At 72.7% G+C, this 16,997-nt stretch carries 17 protein-coding genes; 9 read left to right on the forward strand and 8 right to left on the reverse strand.

Going from position 1 to position 16,997, the window contains the following annotated elements:
• Positions 1-6: 6 nt before the first annotated feature.
• The 3 genes from IH26_RS0104760 to IH26_RS0104770 form a co-directional block, all read right to left on the reverse strand.
• Positions 7-675 (reverse strand): hypothetical protein, encoded by a 669-nt coding sequence (locus IH26_RS0104760; protein ID WP_030434864.1) that lies wholly within the window; start codon positions 673-675, stop codon positions 7-9.
• A 556-nt stretch (positions 676-1,231) separates the two neighbouring features.
• Positions 1,232-1,546, reverse strand: coding sequence for a type VII secretion target (locus IH26_RS0104765; protein WP_030434865.1), 315 nt, complete (start codon positions 1,544-1,546; stop codon positions 1,232-1,234).
• Entirely contained in the window at positions 1,546-1,920 is a 375-nt protein-coding gene (locus IH26_RS0104770) for a YbaB/EbfC family nucleoid-associated protein (RefSeq protein ID WP_030434866.1), read from the reverse strand. The genes IH26_RS0104765 and IH26_RS0104770 overlap by 1 nt, the downstream gene beginning before the upstream one ends.
• Positions 1,921-2,096: 176 nt before the next feature.
• Here IH26_RS0104770 and IH26_RS0104775 point away from each other — a divergent pair, with 176 nt between their 5' ends.
• From IH26_RS0104775 to IH26_RS0104795, 5 genes are all read left to right on the forward strand, one after another.
• Positions 2,097-3,476, forward strand: coding sequence for an AAA family ATPase (locus IH26_RS0104775; protein WP_425394363.1), 1,380 nt, complete (start codon positions 2,097-2,099; stop codon positions 3,474-3,476).
• 37 nt (positions 3,477-3,513) lie between these two features.
• On the forward strand, positions 3,514-4,551 hold the full coding sequence (locus IH26_RS0104780; RefSeq protein ID WP_030434868.1) for a beta family protein: 1,038 nt from the start codon (positions 3,514-3,516) through the stop codon (positions 4,549-4,551).
• A gap of 20 nt (positions 4,552-4,571) precedes the next feature.
• Positions 4,572-5,438, forward strand: a complete 867-nt coding sequence (locus IH26_RS0104785) for a bifunctional DNA primase/polymerase (protein WP_034213762.1) — start codon at positions 4,572-4,574, stop codon at positions 5,436-5,438.
• Positions 5,439-5,961: 523 nt separating this feature from the next.
• Positions 5,962-6,636, forward strand: a complete 675-nt coding sequence (locus IH26_RS0104790; RefSeq protein ID WP_030434870.1) for a hypothetical protein — start codon at positions 5,962-5,964, stop codon at positions 6,634-6,636.
• A 264-nt stretch (positions 6,637-6,900) separates the two neighbouring features.
• Positions 6,901-8,625, forward strand: a complete 1,725-nt coding sequence (locus tag IH26_RS0104795) for a SpoIIE family protein phosphatase (protein WP_084598630.1) — start codon at positions 6,901-6,903, stop codon at positions 8,623-8,625.
• Here the strand turns inward: IH26_RS0104795 and IH26_RS0104800 are convergent.
• The 3 genes from IH26_RS0104800 to IH26_RS55510 are packed head-to-tail and all read right to left on the reverse strand — an operon-like array spanning position 8,612 to position 11,591.
• The gene (locus tag IH26_RS0104800; RefSeq protein WP_030434872.1) at positions 8,612-10,012 is read right to left on the reverse strand and encodes a hypothetical protein; all 1,401 of its coding nucleotides are present in this window, start codon (positions 10,010-10,012) and stop codon (positions 8,612-8,614) included. The genes IH26_RS0104795 and IH26_RS0104800 overlap by 14 nt on opposite strands.
• Complete coding sequence (locus IH26_RS0104805) at positions 10,009-11,037, reverse strand: hypothetical protein (RefSeq protein ID WP_030434873.1); 1,029 nt, start codon at positions 11,035-11,037, stop codon at positions 10,009-10,011. The genes IH26_RS0104800 and IH26_RS0104805 overlap by 4 nt, the downstream gene beginning before the upstream one ends.
• Positions 11,034-11,591 carry a hypothetical protein gene (locus tag IH26_RS55510; RefSeq protein ID WP_030434874.1) on the reverse strand — a complete coding sequence of 186 codons (558 nt, stop codon included), beginning with the start codon at positions 11,589-11,591 and terminating at the stop codon, positions 11,034-11,036. The genes IH26_RS0104805 and IH26_RS55510 overlap by 4 nt, the downstream gene beginning before the upstream one ends.
• 154 nt (positions 11,592-11,745) lie before the next feature.
• On the opposite strand from IH26_RS55510, the gene IH26_RS0104815 reads away from it, so the two are divergent.
• A complete protein-coding gene (locus IH26_RS0104815; RefSeq protein ID WP_030434875.1) occupies positions 11,746-12,030 on the forward strand; it encodes a DUF427 domain-containing protein in 285 nt (94 codons plus the stop codon).
• Between the two features lie 28 nt (positions 12,031-12,058).
• Here IH26_RS0104815 and IH26_RS0104820 read toward each other — a convergent pair whose 3' ends face one another.
• Both IH26_RS0104820 and IH26_RS0104825 read right to left on the reverse strand, forming a co-directional pair.
• Positions 12,059-12,448 (reverse strand): hypothetical protein, encoded by a 390-nt coding sequence (locus tag IH26_RS0104820; RefSeq protein ID WP_245664913.1) that lies wholly within the window; start codon positions 12,446-12,448, stop codon positions 12,059-12,061.
• Complete coding sequence (locus tag IH26_RS0104825; protein ID WP_030434877.1) at positions 12,438-12,626, reverse strand: hypothetical protein; 189 nt, start codon at positions 12,624-12,626, stop codon at positions 12,438-12,440. Before IH26_RS0104825 ends, IH26_RS0104820 begins: the two co-directional genes overlap by 11 nt.
• A 171-nt stretch (positions 12,627-12,797) precedes the next feature.
• Here IH26_RS0104825 and fxsA point away from each other — a divergent pair, with 171 nt between their 5' ends.
• The 3 genes from fxsA to IH26_RS0104840 are packed head-to-tail and all read left to right on the forward strand — an operon-like array spanning position 12,798 to position 16,157.
• Positions 12,798-12,983, forward strand: a complete 186-nt coding sequence (gene fxsA / locus IH26_RS0104830) for an FxSxx-COOH cyclophane-containing RiPP peptide (protein WP_030434878.1) — start codon at positions 12,798-12,800, stop codon at positions 12,981-12,983.
• A complete protein-coding gene (locus IH26_RS0104835) occupies positions 12,984-14,435 on the forward strand; it encodes an aKG-HExxH-type peptide beta-hydroxylase (protein WP_030434879.1) in 1,452 nt (483 codons plus the stop codon).
• Positions 14,436-14,471: 36 nt separating this feature from the next.
• Positions 14,472-16,157 carry a putative bifunctional diguanylate cyclase/phosphodiesterase gene (locus IH26_RS0104840; RefSeq protein WP_030434880.1) on the forward strand — a complete coding sequence of 562 codons (1,686 nt, stop codon included), beginning with the start codon at positions 14,472-14,474 and terminating at the stop codon, positions 16,155-16,157.
• Positions 16,158-16,997: the final 840 nt, after the last annotated feature.

The following is a 16,997-nucleotide window of genomic DNA, read 5'->3' on the forward strand; positions in this document are numbered from 1 at the left end:
AAGAGATCAGGGGAACCGCATGCGGCGCGGCCGGGGGATCACGGGCGGCGGGAGGGGCAGATCGTCGAGGTGGCTCCAGAGAAGGTGCCCGTTGTCGGTGGACTTGATCTCACCGAGGCAGGCCCGCAACAGTCCCAGCTGCGGCGCGCCGGCGAAACCGGCGATGACCACCTCGGGCTTCGGCTCGAGCTTCGCGATGGCCGCGCAGATCTTGGCGACCTCGCGCTCGTCGACGGCGTCGAGCGGGAGGGGCGCCTCGGCCTGGGACCGCCGCCAGGGCGGACCGAAGCGGCGCAGCAACTCCCGGGCGAGCCGGCCGAACGAGCGCCCGACCTCGGCGTCCCGCATGGACACCTGGGCGGACTGCCCGTAGCACCACGGCACGACGACGTGCCCATTGATCACGACAAGCTGGTAGACCGACTTGGGAACACTGATGATCTCGGCGCCCGGAAGCGCGCCGAGGAACAGCACGAGCTCCTCGTACGGGAGCGGCCATCGCGGATTCGCGAGCACTCGTTCCTGGGTCTGCGTCATAGCGGGACGGGCGTTGACCTCCCGGTCGATAGCGGTGCTCAACGCCTCGGGGACCCGGGTCCACAGTTCGCCGGCGACCTTGTCGCCGAACTGCTCGACCACCCACTCGCTCGGACCGACCAGAACGTCTGGGCGCATTCGTTACCACCACCGTCCGTGTCGCGGGCGTTACTGCTGGCTTAGAAGAGTTCCACTTCCGGTGATCGACTGGAAGGGTTCGCCTCCCACATCGCAGAAACGCTCATGAATGAAATACCGCGCGACGATCAAAACTGGGCTACGACGACGGAGCAGCAGGTGGAGACGTTGCGAAACATGCAACTTGCACGGCGAACCGCACGTGCAAGTTGCATGCCGGCCTCGCTATTCCACGTGCCTACACAGTGAATCACTGTCATATTTCAACGCGGTGACCACTGTGCAAACATCCACTCACAGTGACGGCGATCAGTGCCCCGACCAGCACCTGGGGAACATCAACCAGACCAACCCCAAGATTGCGTACGGCCGGCCTCGAGCCCCCAAGGTCCACTCTGGCCGGAGGCCCCCGCGCCAGGCGCGCATCCCCCGCCGGTCCGCCGCCAAGCCCCGAACCGCCCGGCTGTCGGATATCCGTCACTAGCCCCGCACGGACCCACCCGACACGGGATTTGCCGCTTGGGCCGGTTTACTCATATCGGACTTGCCGCGGGGATCAGCCGCCGGCGCGGATGCTGTCGAAGGCGTCGGCCCGGCGCTGGTCGGTGGCCGCGTAGCCCGCCGCGGTGACGCGCAGCAGCGCCGCGGTGTCGTGCAGGGAGTCGGCGGCCGAGCCGAGGCCGTCGACCATGACATCCTGCAGCTCGGCGAGCATCGCCGGGACCATCGAACACAATCTGCCGTACGCGTCGGCGCCCGGGCGTACCACTCGGCCGGCGTCCTGCGCGGTCGCCACCTCGTCGCCGACGGCCGAGACCGTCGCGGCGTGCGTCATCAGGTCGGGGTGCCGGACGCTCACCTGCGGAAGCATCACGCACCACCCAGCCGGCCGGCGTAGGACGCGAGCACCGCGCGCCCGGTCGGCGAGTCGGCGCCCACCGTCTCGGCCGTCGCGTCGGCGACCGCCGCGGTGAGCCGGGCCTGCGCCGCCCGCAGCGTCTTCAGGATCGTGCGGGCCGTCTCGGCGGCCGGCCGCTGCCGGGTGCGCTCGTCGAGCTCGAGCCCGACCAGGTCGCCGGCGGCGCCGACGGTGACCGTGACCAGCCGGTCGTCGCTGCGCGCGCGGGCCGAGAGGCGGGACAGCCGGGCCGACAGCTCCCGGGCCCGCGCGGCCCGCTCGTCGATGCCGGCCTGCCAGTCGTCGATCATCCGCTCGGCCGCTTCGAAGTCTCGCCCGTCGAGCATGGCCGCCCTCCATCCAGAGTGACGAGTTCGACACACAGGGTAGTCCCGCCTGGCAAATCCCCGGCGGCCGCGGGATGGCTCGTCCGGACGACCCCACCGCGCCGCGGCGGCCGCTTGATTACCCGACCGCGCCGTGGCGGCCGGAAAGTGTCGGAGGCCCGCGCTACGGTGCCCCGATGATGGCGAACCCGCCGGCCCCGGTGATGGCGACCCCGCCGGTCAGTCCGGCCGCCGAGGCGGCCCGCGTCGTCGACGCCGTGCTGCGTGAGCTGCGCGTCGGCGACCATCGCGGGGTCGTGGTCGACTCGCCGCCGGGCGCCGGGAAGTCCACGCTGGTGGTGCGGGCGGCCGGCGAGCTGGCCGCCGCCGGGTCGCCGCTGATGATCGTCGCGCAGACCAACGAGCAGGTCGACGACCTGATCGAGCGGCTCGGCGCGCGCTCGCCCGAGGTGCGGGTCGGCCGGCTCTCCGCGGTCGACTACGAGCCCTCCGACCGCGTCCGTGACCATCCCGCCTGCCGGGTCGGCGCCAAGGTGGCCGAGCTCGGGTCGCCGGCGATCACCATCGGCACGGCCGCGAAATGGGCGACGGTCACCGAGGGCAGCTGGCCCTGGGCGATCGTCGACGAGGCGTACCAGATGCGGTCGGATGCGCTGCTCCGGGTCGCGCCGCGGTTCGAGCGCGCGCTGTTCGTCGGCGACCCGGGCCAGCTCGACCCGTTCTCCACCGTCGAGGTCGACCGCTGGACCGGCCTCTCGTGGGATCCGATGCAGAGCGCGGTCGCCGTGCTGCTCCGGCACAATCCCGACCTGCCGGTGCACCGCCTGCCGGTGTCCTGGCGGCTGCCGCACTCGGCCGCGTCGGTGGTGGCCGAGGCCTTCTACCCGTTCACCGGGTTCCGGTCGGGCACCGGGCCGGGCGATCGGCGGCTGACCTTCGGGGCGCCGACCGCGGCCGGCCCCGCCGACCGGGCGCTCGACCAGGTGCTCGACCGGGCCGCGACCGGCTGGGCGCTCGACGAGGTGCTCGACCGGGCGGCGGCGACCGGCTGGGGGCTGCACGAGCTCGCGCCCCGGTTCACGATCCGCACCGATGCGGAAGCGGCGGCCGCCTGCGCGGCGCTGGCCGGCCGGGCGCTGAGCCGGCAGGCGGTCGCCCACTCGGAGGCCGGCGAGCAGCCGCTGACACCGGCCCGCGTCGCGATCGGGGCGGCGCACCGCGACCAGGCCGCCGCTGTCCGGGCGCTGCTCCCGCCCGAGGCGGTCGGCGTCACGGTCGACACGGCCAACCGGCTGCAGGGCCGGGAGTACGACCTGACCATCGTGCTGCATCCGCTGTCCGGCCGGCGCGACGCGACCGCGTTCCACCTGGAGTCCGGTCGGCTGTGCGTGCTGACCTCGCGGCACCGGCACGCCTGCGTGATCGTGGCCCGGGCGGGCATCGCCGAGCTGCTCGATGCGCACCCGTCCACCGAGCCGGTGCACCTCAACGTGCCGGTCAAGTTCCCCGACGGCTGGGAGGCAAATCAGGCAATACTCGCTCATTTACACTCGTGATTGTCGCGAATCCGACACGAGTCGCTACTCTGGGTAAATGGCGGTCTTCACGACGGCGGGTTCCCTGCGGGATGACGTCTACCGTCCGATCCTGCGGCCGCGACGGGGCGAACTGGCGGCGCTCAGCCATCTGGCGCCGGGCGACGAGTCGAGAGTCATGCCGATTCTCGAGGTGGAGTCGGGGCCGGGCCTGCTGGCGCTGATCCGGCAGTTGCCGCCGCGCGCGGGAGCGGTCGCGATCGACTTCAGCGCCGTGCCCGAGCCACGCGGTCTGCTGTGGAGGCCCGCGCTGGATCTGGCGGAGTCGCTGGCCGACCTCGGGGTGACGATGGTTCCGGTGCTCCGGGCGTACGACGGCAATCGTCGCCTGACCGCCCACGGCCTGGCCGCGCGGATGCACCTGCGTCGTGCGGTGTTGCGGCTTCAGCCGCATGTCGACGCCGGGAATCCGGCGGAGGCCGACGCCGTGGCCGAGCGGCTGCTGCAGGGCGCGGGCCTGGAGGCCGAGGAGGTCGACCTGCTGATCGACCTGGCCGAGACCGCCTGTGTGGCGCACGCCGACGTGGTCGAGGAGCAGTGCCGGCGGGTGCTGCGCTGGGCGCGCGGGATGCCGTGGCGGTCGGTGAGCGTGGCCTCCGGCGCGATGCCGGCCAACCTCGACGACCTGCCCACCGACCGGCCGGTCTCGGTCGGACGGCTGGACGCTCGGGTGTGGAGCCGGCTCGGTGAGCCCGGCGTGGGCTATTCGGACTACGGCGTGACCTCGCCGGTGCGGCGGCTCGGCGTGCAGCGGCACCGCCAGCTGCCGACCCTGCGCTACACCTCCGAGAACGACTGGTGGATCTACCGCTGGGCACGCCGCGGCGCCCGCAGCGACGACCGCTGCCACGACCTGTGCCGCACGCTGGTGCGCTCGCCGCAGTGGCCGGCCACGGGCGCGCGCTTCTCCTGGGGCGACGCCGAGATCGCCCGGCGAGCCCGGACGGCGCACGGCGGCGGCAGCTCGGCGAGCTGGATCTCCTGGAGCACTTCGCACCATATCGCCCATGTGCTGGAGTCGCTGACGGCCCACTGAATTGTCGTACGCTTGTTCTAATGTTGCTGACAGCCGCGTTGGCGTACGCCCGGCACGGGATCCCGGTCCTGCCGGTGCACACGCCTGACCCGAGCTGCGGCTGTTCCTGCGACAAAGGAGTGCGATGCGACCGGCCCGGCAAGCATCCCCGGCTGCGACACGGCCTCACCGAGGCCACCACCGACCCGCGGCTCATCGACGTGTGGTGGTCCCGCTGGCCCGAGGCGAATGTCGGGCTGCGCACCGGCATCACGATGGATGTGGCCGATATCGACTCGGCCGAGGGCTGGCACGGCCTGACCCACCTCCTCGGTGGCGAGCTGCCGCCCGGCCCCCGGGTGCGGACCGGTGGCGGCGGCTGGCACCTGTGGTTCCGCCCGATGGGCTTCGGCAACCGGGTGGGCCTGCTCCCCGGGCTCGACTGGCGCGGCGCGGGCGGCTATGTGGTGGCCCCGCCGTCCCGGCACGTCCGCGGCGGGGAGTATCGCTGGGTCCGCCGTCCGGGTGACGCGCTGCCGGTCGGCCCGGCCCCGCTCCGCGCCCTGATCGAGGGCCCGCCCCCGCCCCCCGCGGCGCGGCGGGGGTCCCCGCCGCGGGTGATCGCGCACCCCGATCGGTACGGGCGGGCCGCGCTGACGGCCGAGTCCGACCGGGTGGCGTCCGCGCCGGTGGGCACCCGCAACGACACGCTCAACCGGGCGGCGTTCGCCCTCGGCCGGCTGGTCGGCGCCGGCCTGCTCGACCCGGGCGACGTCATCCGCGAACTCGACGCGGCCGCGCGGCGGTGCGGGCTGGGCCGCGCCGAGACCCGCCGCACGATCCGCTCCGGCCTCACCGCGGGCCGCCGGTCACCGATCGACCCGGAAGCCGGCCGCCGCGTGGCCTGACCACAACCCGCCGACAACCACCCCTCACCCGACGCGGGCGCCACCCGACAACCACCCCTCACCCGACGCGGGCGCCGCCCGACGACCGCCGCTCGCCCGATGCGCGCGCCACCCGACGACCACTGCTCGACCCCGCTGCGGCCGCCGCGCGGCGTCGGCGTCACGGCCCGGCCGTCTGACCCCGGAGCGAGCAGCTCGACGGCCGCCGTCCGACCCCGCGGCCCGACAGCCATCGAACGACTCTCGAAGGGAGCGCCGCCCGACATCTTCCGCCCGACCCCGGTGCGAGAGCCGCCCGACAGCCACCGCCTGACCCCGCAAAGGCGCTGCCCGACAGCTGCCGCTCGACCCTGAAGTGGCCGCTACCGGGGCGTCAGCGGGCGTCGCGGGGCGTCGTTCGACGGCTGCCGATCGGTTGCGGGGTGGGCCGGCGCGTGTGCGGCTGCACGGGCACCGTCACCGATCGATCCCGAAGCCGGCCGCCACGTGGCGTGAGCGGGTGCTTAGCCCAATGATGGGGGGCATGACCGATCAACGCGGGCTGAAGCCGTACGACGTGCACGTCACCGTGGACGCGGGCCGGGACGAGGTGTGGGAGGCGGTGACCCAGCCCGCCGTGCTGCATCAGTGGTTCGGCTGGGACTACGACGGGCTGGCCGCCGAGATCCGGCAGATCTTCGTCGACGAGGCGACCCTGCTGGCGCCCGAGCGGATGGGCTGGGCCGACGGGTCCTACCTGGAGGTGAGCGGCGGCGACGAGCTCGCCCGGGTACGCGTCTCCCGCGAGGGCACGGGTCCGGGCGGCCCCGAGCGGTACGACGCGATCGAGGAGGGCTGGCGCGCCTTCCTGGTCCAGCTGCGGTATCTGTTCAGCGCCCGCCCGACCGGCCGCCGCCGCACGCTGTACCTGACCGGCGAGACGACCGGCCGGCAGGCCCTCAGCCTCGCCGACGGCGGGTGGGAACGCTTCGGTCCGCGGGTCGCCTGGACGGTGAACGCCGAGGGCCACCTGATCGTGGTCGCCGGGCGGGTCCCGCTCGACCGGCACGAGGCGGCGCGCATGGAGGTGACCGTGTCGACCTTCGGCCTGGCCGACGCGGCCTTCGTCGACCTGCGTGAGGAGTGGACGAAGCGGTGGGCGCCGCTGGCCGCCTTCGCCGAGGTGACCACCGCAGCCGACCCGGCCCCGCAAAGCTGACGCCTCGGAAGGCCCCGAGCCGGAAGGCCCCGAGCCGGAAGGCCTCGAGCCGGAAGGCCTCGAGCCGGAAAGCTGACCCCGACCCCGAAAAGCCTGCTGGCAAGGCCTGGATGGGATGAACGGAGGGTCGATACGACGTTCGCGGGCCGGTAGCCTGTCAGGTCTGGGCGGCCGGGGGGCGACGTGCTGCGGGGAGACTTGGTCGGGACAGCGGAAGGCGTTCTCGCGCATCCGGAACGTCTGCGGGCGGTTCGGCGACTTGGGGTGGGCGCGCGGCCCGATGCCGCCTTCGACCGCATTGCCGTGCTGGTCGAGCGGCTGATCGAGACGCCGGCCGCGGTGGTGACCGTGCTCGGGGCCGATCGGCAGTTCCTGCCGGGTCAGGTGGGCCTGCCCGAGCCGCTGGCCAAGTCCCGGGAGATGCCGCTCAGTCACTCGCTCAGCCGGCACGTGGTCGAGGACGGGCGGCCGCTGGTCGTCTCGGACACCCGGGTGGATCCGCGGATGCGGGACAACCCCGCGGTGCACGAGCTCGGCGCGGTCGCCTTCGCCGGCGTGCCGCTGACCGACGCGGAGGGTCACGTGCTCGGCACCCTGGCGGTGATGGACCGGGAGTCCCGCGAGTGGACGCGCAGCGAGCTCGCGCTGCTGGCCGAGCTCGGCGAGATCTGCTCCTCCGAGCTGCGGCTGCGGATAGCGCGGGAGATCGCCGACGAGGCGCGCCGGGCCGCGGAGTCGGCGCACGACCAGCTCACCCTGCTCGGCGAGCTGTCCGAGACGCTGACCGCCACGATGGACATCGACGAGGCGCTCGGCCGGCTGGGGCGGACGGTCGCCGGGCGGCTGGCCGACTGGTGCGTCGTCGCGCTGGCCGAACCGTCGGGCACCGTCCGGCACGTGTCGGCGGCCCACCACGACCCGGCGTACGCAGAACCGGCGAAACGCCTCGCCCAGCTCGCGGCCGCGGCACCCCGAGAGATGAAATCCCTGGTCGCGGCCGTGCAACGCGGCGCGCTGCCGATCCGGGCGGAGACGGCCGACCCGGCTGCGCTGCGCGCCCGGGTGCTGCCCGGCGAGATCGTCGAGATCGCCGAGCGGATCGGCCTGGGCTCCTATCTGGTCGCCCCGATCACCGCGCCGGTCGGCCGGCGCATCGTCGGCGTGGTGATCCTGGTCAACGGCGCGGGCCGGGGCACGTTCGGCGAGGCCGAGGAGCGCACCGCCGTGGAGATCGGCCGCCGCGCCGGGCTCGCGGTCGACAACAGCCGGCTCTATGGCCGGCAGCGCCACGTCGCCGAGGTGCTGCAGCACAGCATGCTGCCCGAGTTGCCGGAGATTCCGGGCGTCGAGCTGCACGCCCGGTATCTCCCGGCGCAGATCGGCGCCGCGGTCGGCGGCGACTGGTACGACGCGTTCGTCCAGCCGGACGGCAGCGTCATGCTCGCGGTCGGCGACGTCTCCGGCCACGACATCGAGGCCGCCGCCACCATGGGCCAGGTCCGCAACCTGGTCCGCGGCGACGCCTACGGCCGCGACGACGAGCCGGGCCCGCTGCTCGCCCAGCTCGACCGCGCGCTGCACGGGCTCGGCATGCCCGCCGCCGCGACCGCCGTGCTGGCCCGGCTGCGCCGCGACGGCGACGGCTACGAGCTGACCTTCGCCAACGCCGGCCATCCCCCGCCGGTGCTGCTGCGCCCGGACGGCGAGGTCGAGGTCTGGTGGGAGGCACCCGAGCCGCTGCTCGGCCTGGTCCCGCGCGACGAGCGCAGCACCTACCGCCGCCGCCTCACCCCCGGCTCGACGCTGATGCTCTACACCGACGGCCTGGTCGAGAACCCCGCGCAGCTCATCGACGAGGGGATCCGCCGCATCCGCGAGGCGATTCAGGGGAAGGCCGCGCTTCCCACCGACGACCTGTGCACGCTCCTGCTCAACACCGCCACCCGCCGGGACGACGACGTAGCGCTGCTGGTCATCAAGGTTCGGTAGGCGGGCCGCCGTGCGTCCACGGTGTATCGGCGGGCTCGGGGAAGGCCGCGCCCGGCCGGTACGCCTCGCTCAGGGTGGTGAGCAGCAACGTCTCGCCCACCGACGGGACGCTGCCGGGCTCGGCCACCAGCTTGCGGCCCATCCCGCCGGAGAGTTCCAGCAGCACGTCGTAGCCGGTCGCGGTGGCCGTCACCGAGATGACCTTCGCCTTCTGCGCCGGGCGGGCCGGCGACGTCAACGTGGCGCCCGCCTCGACCCGGACCGTCTCGGTGGTGGCGACCATGATCCGGGGGCGGAGGACGGGCCGCTTCCCGGTGTCGTCGACGCGGTCCGGCGCGGCCAGCGTGACCACGCCGCCGAAGGCCGCCCCGGCCAGCCGGTACTCGGCCATCACCAGCGGATCGTCGAAGGCGCGCTGCACCGCGTAGCGGGCCGCCGCGTTCTCCAGCCGCTGCAAACGCGCGGCCGCGGCCACCGCGCCGTCCCGGCGGGGCTGCGGCGCGCCGTCCTCGGCCAGGTGCTGGACGTACGCCGAATAAGCGTCCCGATCCCCATCCCAGCGCGACGCCACCCGAGCGCCCGGCGGCAGCCCGCGCAGCAGATCGAGCGCCCGCCACATCCCCGCCCAGGTGGGCAGCAGCAGGTCGTGCAGCACTTTCGGCAGCCCGGGATCGGCGTCGGCGATCAGCGGCGTCAGCACGTGGTTGTCGAAGTCCGGGTCGGTGGCCGGCCCGGCGACCGGTCCCCGCTCGGCCTCGCGGGCCGCCTCCGCGCCCGATTCGATCCACGCCAGCAGCGACCCCAGGTGGTTGTCCTCAGCCCCGCTCTGCCCGGTCGCCCAGTGCAGCATCAGCGCCTGCACCGTGGTCGGGAACAGCGCCGACCCCGGCATCTCGGCCGACCCGGCCAGAAACGTCAGCCACCGGCCCAGCAGCGGCACCGACGGCGGCACCGGATAGTCGCCGTCGACCCGCCGGAACCGGGTCGACCGGCCGAGGAGGCGCAGGAAGTCGACGCCGCCGGAGTTCGGCACCCAGACCTGGGGCGCGTCGACGAAGCGGTACCGCACGTCCCGCCCCCGGTCGACCGGCACCGCCTCGGTCTCGCCGGCGAACGACTCCAGGTACGGCACCAGTTGCCCGGCCAGCTCGGCGGCGAAGGCGAACCGCTCATCGCGGTTGCGCGGCTGCGAGACGACGAGCAGCCGCGGCTCGGAGGCGACGGTTCCCACCATGGCGGCGAGCGGGGCGTTGGCCTCCCCGGCCATGGCCAGCGGAATCAGGACGAACGGCCGGTCGTGCACATGCAGGTGACGAACCGTGGCGATCGGCTGCGCCCGTCCGGCCTCGAAGGCCTGTGCCCGGGCGAGCGCGACGAGCGTACTCAAGAAAGCGCCTCGGCCCGCAAGCGAGCCGCCTGCCGCAGCAGCGCGGCCGCCTCCGCCTGATCCGGCGCGGGCGCGACCGCCCCACGCGCCAGATCGAGCGCCACCGAGACCTCCTCGATGCCGCCCAGCGACTCTCGCACCGACCGCCCCAACGCCGCCGTGGCTCCCGAAGCCTCTTCCCGACAATATACCGACATTTCGCAGGACGACAGGCACTCGGGAGCATATCGGGCATCGACCAGCGACAGCGACTCGATCAGGGTCGACGGGGAGAGCGCTAGGTCAAAAGACACCGAAGGGGGGAAGGAACTGATAAGCGAAGAAACCGACGACAATCGCGACAACTGCCGCCGCAGCGTGGACAGCTGCTTCCGTACGTCCAAAACCACCGCAACCGGCTGCAGCGAGAAGTTCGCCGGGCAGACCAGCACCACCTCGTGGCTGACCCGATCCTCGCCGAGCAGCGCCCGCAGCGCCAGCACGTAGACCGCAGCCTGCACCGCCGCGGACGACACCGCCGCCGAGTCCGCCTGCCCGTCCACGATCGCGAACGACTTGATCTCGACGACCCGCAGCCGCCCCTCGCTCTGGAACGCGATCAGATCCGGCTCGAGAAACACCGTCTGCCCGCCGACCTCGAGCGTCAGCAGCGGATGGTCGATCAACGCCGAGGTGGCCGAGGCGAGCAATCCCCGGGTCCGCTCGTGCCGCGCCCCCAGCGTGTCGTCCGAGTCGGCCCCGAGATCGTGATACCCGACCACGCCCACGTCGAGCACCGACCGCAACAGCGCGCAGTCGTCCGCCTTGAGCATCGCCTCGAAGGCGTTCCCCCGCGCCAGGGCGAACCGCGACTGCCCGAAGTTCCCCGGAAACCCGATCCGCGAGGCGAGCGCGACCTTGTCCACCCCGGCCGCGTCGAGCACCGCCCGCCGCGAGCACCCCGGGTTCCCGGTCAGCGCCGCGATCGTGCGCGCGTTGTGCCGTTTCGCCGGCGTCGAGCCGCGCAGCCGATCCAGCTGGTTCACCCCTTCTCCCGCTGGTGGGGCACGACCGGAACGCCGTACAACTGCTGCCGCTCGTCGAGGTCGGCCGCCCGCGCCAGCACCTGCGCCCGCAACTCGGCCTCGGCCTCGACCGCCTCGCGCAACGACTCGGCGGTCAACGCCGCCCGCGCCGCCGCCGCAAGATCAAGAGCTTCCACCCCATCCGGTACGCGCTGCGCCAACTCCCGCAGCAGCCGGGCCGCGGCCCGCCCGGCGACCGGGGACATCGCCACGAACTCGGCGACCCGCACGATCATGGCCAACTCGTCGGCGCGCCGGGCGGCCGGCGTGACAATCCGGCGGGAAAGCGGCCATTCCGCCAGCGCCACCAGCCCCGGCGCCGCGCTCAAATCACCCGTCAGGGCGGCACACAGGCCCGGCACCCGCTCCCGCACCAGCGTCGCCACCGTCAGATCCCCGTCGAACAGCGCCGCGTGCACGTCCGCCACGAGCCGGGCACTGGCGGGCGCGCCGAGCAGCAGCAGCGCGTGTCGTGCCTGCTCGCCGGTGGTCGGAAGGGTGCTCAGGTGGTTCACCGGGCCACTCTCGTCGGGGTCTGGCGTGGCGGTTGACTCTAGATCTTCATACACCTACGGGGCAATGTGGGTAGGAGTCGCCACGTTTCACCCACGATAGCGATTAATGTTCGCATATCGGACGCCCGTCGGGTTCCGCGCTACCTTCGACCGTATGCCGAAGGCCATCTGGAACGACGAAGTTATCGCCGAGAGCGACGACACCGTGGTTGTCGAGGGCAACTACTACTTCCCGCGCGCGTCCCTGCGGGAAGACCTGTTGCTGCCCTCCGAGACCCACACCGTCTGCCCGTGGAAGGGCAAGGCGTCCTACTACACGCTCTCGTCGAACGGACACATCGCGCCGGACGCGGTGTGGTTCTACCCCGAGCCGAAGCCCGACGCCAAGGCCGTCCGCGACCGGGTCGCCTTCCGCAAGGACGTCCACGTAGAGGTCTGACCATCGAAAGGGCCGCCGTGAGGCCCGCTCACGCGATGCGCGGGTGGGCCTCCTCGATCGCCGAGACCTCCAGATAATCCAGCATGTCCCGCTGCTCCTCCGGCTCCAGCGCGCCGAACGCCTCGTAGGCGGACGCCCGGGAGTGCTCCGTCTCGGCCGCAAGCAGCGCGATGATCGCCGACCAGGCCAGCGAGACCCGGTCGAACAGCCGCGCGCGCCGCAACGAGGTCAGCCGGCTGAGCATCGCCACCTTCGTCGCCGCGTCGTCGTCGTGCGGGATCCGGTCGGAGAGCTCGAACAGCGCCTTCCCGCGATACGGGTGCTCGGCCTCGACCATCCGCGCCAGTTCGGCGTTGCTCATCCGGTCGACCGGGGGCGCCGGTCCACGCCGGGGCAACTGGGGAACGTCAGCGGGCACGGCTGTCCCTTCCACTCTCGTATCCGTTGCCGGGCGACTGCTGCGGCAGGGTCGGCACGTTCTCGAACGTCGGGAACGGGATCACCGGCATGACCGGCCCGGCCGGCCGCTCCCGCTCGTCCCCCTCATCCTGCTCGGCCACCTCGGCCAGCCGCTCCTCGGGATTTCCACCCGGCACAGTTCGTCCTCCGTCGCCGACTCTCCAGCTGTTGGCGTCCCTATGAGATCACGGACGCGCAACAACGGCGGCGCCACCCGCCCGCTCCGCCCGGGCGTCACCCACCCCGGCGACCACCGTAGCCTTGCCGCAATACATTGATTGTCACTACTCGCGGGGAAAGGGGGTGTCGTGGACCGGACGGCCGATAAGGAAGCCGCGGCGTGGCAGTCGCCGATGGTCGACGTGTCCGGCATGTCCCTCGAGGAGCTGGCCTCGCACGACGGCGACACCGCCCTGGCCCACTGCCTGCGCCGCCTCGCCGCCGAGCTGGACGATCCGGCCGAGCCGATAGCCGGCTTCAACTCGGCGCTCTAGGTGCGCACCTTCCGGCTCAGCGACGCCGCCTTCGCCGCCCTCGCGGCCGGTCGTCCCTCCGCCGAAACCATCGCCGAGCTGCACAAAGCACAGATCAGCCGGCACTTGCTCCTGCTCCGCGAAGTAACCCAGATCAACCCCAAAAAAACACCCATCTGGTACGCGGAGCCACTCCCCGAGGCGCCTCGGAGCGCGTCGCTCTCCGACCCCATGAAAGCGCTGCACACGTCGGCCACGCTGACCGCGCTCCGAGCCGGGAGCACTCCGCCGGGGCCAACTGAGCCGTCCCCGCACCACCTCTCCACCACCGATGCCGGCCTCACCCTGAGGGTCCGCCTGGAGGACACCGACCCGCTCCGCGCCCGGCTGGGTCTGACCCCTTCCCGACAGCTGACCGGCCAAGAAGTCGACACCTGGCGGCGGCTCCTCGCCGAGGCCTGGCACCTGCTGGCGACCCGGCACCGCCCGGCCGCCGCCACCGTCGCCGCCGTCCTGCGGGTGATCGTCCCGATCGAGCCCGACCCCGGCTCGGCCGGCCTGAGCGCCACCTCGGCCGAGGCCTTCGGCGCCGTGGCCCTCTCCACCCCCGCCGACGCGACCGCGCTGGCCGTCGGTCTCCTGCACGAGACCCAGCACAGCCTCCTGAACGCCACCCGAACCCTGTTCGACCTGGTCCTCCCCGGCGCCCAACCGACCTACTCGCCCTGGCGGGACGACCCGCGCCCGCCGTTCGGCCTGCTGCACGGCGCGTACGCCTACCTGGCCGTGACCCGCTTCTGGCGCACCGAGGCGGCCGCCTCCGGGCAGGCCCTGGCCCAGTTCGAGTTCGCCCGGTGGCGGTCCGCGGTCGCCGAGTCGGCCGACGCCCTGGCCGGACTCCTGACCCCGGCCGGCGCCCGGTTCGTCCGGGCTCTGCGGGCGGAGGTCGCCGGCTGGCTGGCCGACGAGGTCGACCCCGAGATCGAGCGCCTGGCCCGCGGCGCGAACATCGAGCACCGCGTCCGCTGGCGGCTCCGCAACCTGACCGTGGACGCCGAGGCGCTGGCCGAGGCGTGGCCGGACGGCCGTCCACCGGCGGCGACGCCGCGCGCCGGGCACACCGGGCGGGCCCTCGAACGCAGTGATCGGCTGGACCTGGTGCACCGGTTACTCCGCGACGGTGACCAAAGTCTTCCGCCCGGAAGCCGCCAACGGCTCGGAGACGACGCCTGGCTACGTGGCGCAGCGGGGACTGCTGTCCACGCGTACGTCCAAGGTTTGAACAGCATGAGGCGCGCCACCGAGCCGGAGACACCGCCGGGCCCGCGGGAAGTTGACCTCTGGGCCGGCATCGCGATCGCCGGCCCGTGGCGGAGCGTGCGCGAGCGGCCGGAACTCGTCCGCGCCGCCTACCTCGCGCTGCCCGGCCAGGAGCTTGACAAGATCGCGGACTGGCTGGACTTCTCAAGTTGACCTCGCGCCGGCCGATGGACAGCGCGGAGGTGGCTGATGAGTTCCAGCAAGGCCCTGGATCGGGTCCGTCGCGGCATCGACGAAGCCATGATCTTCGCGTCCTTGATGGTGCTGGCCTGGCCGCTCGCCTTCGGGCGGCTCACCGCCGGCCACCACCGGGTGCCCGAGTGGCTGCTGCCGGTCGGCATCGTGGTGGTGCTCAGCGGCGTGATCTCCAAGCTGGCCGATCGCTGGCCGCTGGCCCAGTACGCGCCGGTCGGCGCGGCCGTCGTGATGGCCGCCCTGCTGAACGCGGGCGAGGGCGGCGCCGAGACCGCGCTCACCTGGCTGATCATCGTGGTCGCCGGCACCATCCTGGTCCGCCAGTTCCTCGGGGCGCGCACCAACCAGGGCCTGATGCGCGACCTCACCCGGCAGCGCGCCCAACTCGCCCGGCAGGCGTTCCGCGACCCGCTCACCGGCCTCGGCAACCGGGCCATGTTCATGGACCACGCTCACGACGCGCTGGCCGACGCCGACGACACCATGACCGCGGTGATCCTGCTGGACCTGGACGGCTTCAAGGGCGTCAACGACACCTACGGCCACGCCGCCGGCGACGAACTCCTGCGGGTCACCGCCGAACGCCTCAACGCGAACGTACGAGCCAACGACACCGTCTCCCGCCTCGGCGGCGACGAGTTCGTGGTGCTGCTGCCCCGCCTCACCGACGACCAGATCGCCGACACGGTCGCCAACCGCATCCTGCGCGACCTGCTGCAGCCCCTGGTCTTCGGCGAAACCGTGCTGACCATCCGGGCCAGCGCCGGCCTCGCCTTCGCCCGCGGCCGCGACCACGACGTGGACGCCCTCCTCCGCGAGGCCGACGCGGCCCTCTACCAGGCCAAGGACGACGGCAAGGGAGTGGCCCGCCGCTTCGACCCGGCCCGCTTCGCCGCCGCCGAGCAGCGCCGCCAGGACGAGGACGACCTGCGCACCGCCCTGGCCGAGCACCAGTTCGAGGTCCACTACCAGCCGATCGTCGACCTCGCCGGCGAGCACACGGTCGGCGTCGAGGCCCTGATCCGCTGGCGCCACCCGCTGCGCGGCCTGCTGGCCCCCGCCGCCTTCCTGGACCTGGCCGAGGAGATCGGCCTGATGCCGGAACTGGGCATCTGGGTCCTCGACCAGGCGTGCACGCAAGCTGTCGAGTGGCAGCGCGACAACCCCACCTTCGAGCTGAACGTCAACCTCTCCGCCGCCCAACTGGCCAGCCCCCACCTGCCAGAGGACGTCCGCGCGATCCTGACCCGCACCGGCATCCCACCCCACCTGCTGGTCCTGGAACTGACCGAGTCCACGGCCCTCACCGACCTGACCGAATCGGCCCGCATCCTGTCCACCCTGAAAACCCTGGGCGTACGGATAGCCCTGGACGACTTCGGCACCGGCTTCTCCTCCCTGAGCCACCTGGGCACCCTCCCGGTAGACGTGGTGAAGATCGACCGCTCCTTCGTCCAGGCGATGCCCAGCACCCCCACCGGCACCTCAGTAGCCGAGGCGGTCCTCCAGATCGCCCGAACCTTCGGCCTGTCCCCCGTCGCCGAGGGAGTCGAGGACGCCGCCCAGGCGGCCCGCCTGCGCGACCTCGACTGCGCCCAGGCCCAGGGCTACCACTTCGCCCGGCCCATGCCCGCCCCCGCCCTCACCGCGCTGCTACTCCAGCAAAGCGCCGTCGCCTAGCCCCCACACCGCCGCCCGCCCCCACCACCTCTCCCCCTATTTCCCCCAAATCGTGCGACCCCGCGCCCAGCCCGGCAAGGGTGAAGCTTTGGTGCGCGCACCGAACACGGACTCATCAAGGTCTGCGGCCCGGAACCCGATCGTGGAGAGTTTCTGCTCCTGCCCGACTGTCCTGCCCGACGTCCCGCACGCAGCCAACGCCCGCCAGCACAGCCCACAGCTCCAGCCGCAGCCGGACAACGGCCCCAGCCACAACGGCGCGCCATGGCGGCGCAGCCGCCGCACACCTCGACCTGTAGGTGGGTGATCTCCTTGCGACGGCAGCCGAACGCCATCTGATGCCGGGGTGGGGCGCAAGCGGTGTTTGCTTGCGCCCCACCCCAGCATCAGATTCCCTACGGATGTCGTCGCAAGGAGATCACCCACCGCCCCACCGCAACCAACACACAAGCCCCTGTGATCTTCGCAGCGATGGCCGGGTCTGGGCAGAGCCCAGGGTCTACCCCACCGCACCCAGGACCCCACGCCACCCCAGGCCCACCACAGAGTCAACGAAACCGACCACGCGCCCACAGCGCCTGCCCCCGCCGACGGTCTCCTCACGCCCACGGCCGCAGCTACCTCATCCGCAAGCCCAGCGAGTATCTCGCCCCACGAGTATCTCGCTCAGATAGTATCTCGCTCAGCGAGCGATCCCTCTGCCCGCCGCAGACAAGCGCCACCCCGACCAGCCCCGCCCCAGCACTCTTGGGCCGGGCCCACCCGGCAGCCGGAGTCGGAGCCGGTGTTGCACCCACCGACCCGCAAAACCGGGGACCCATCCCACCCGTACGGTCAAAG

It is taken from the genome of Actinoplanes subtropicus (genome assembly GCF_000721705.1).
GTDB classification, from domain to species: Bacteria; Actinomycetota; Actinomycetes; order Mycobacteriales; family Micromonosporaceae; genus Actinoplanes; species Actinoplanes subtropicus.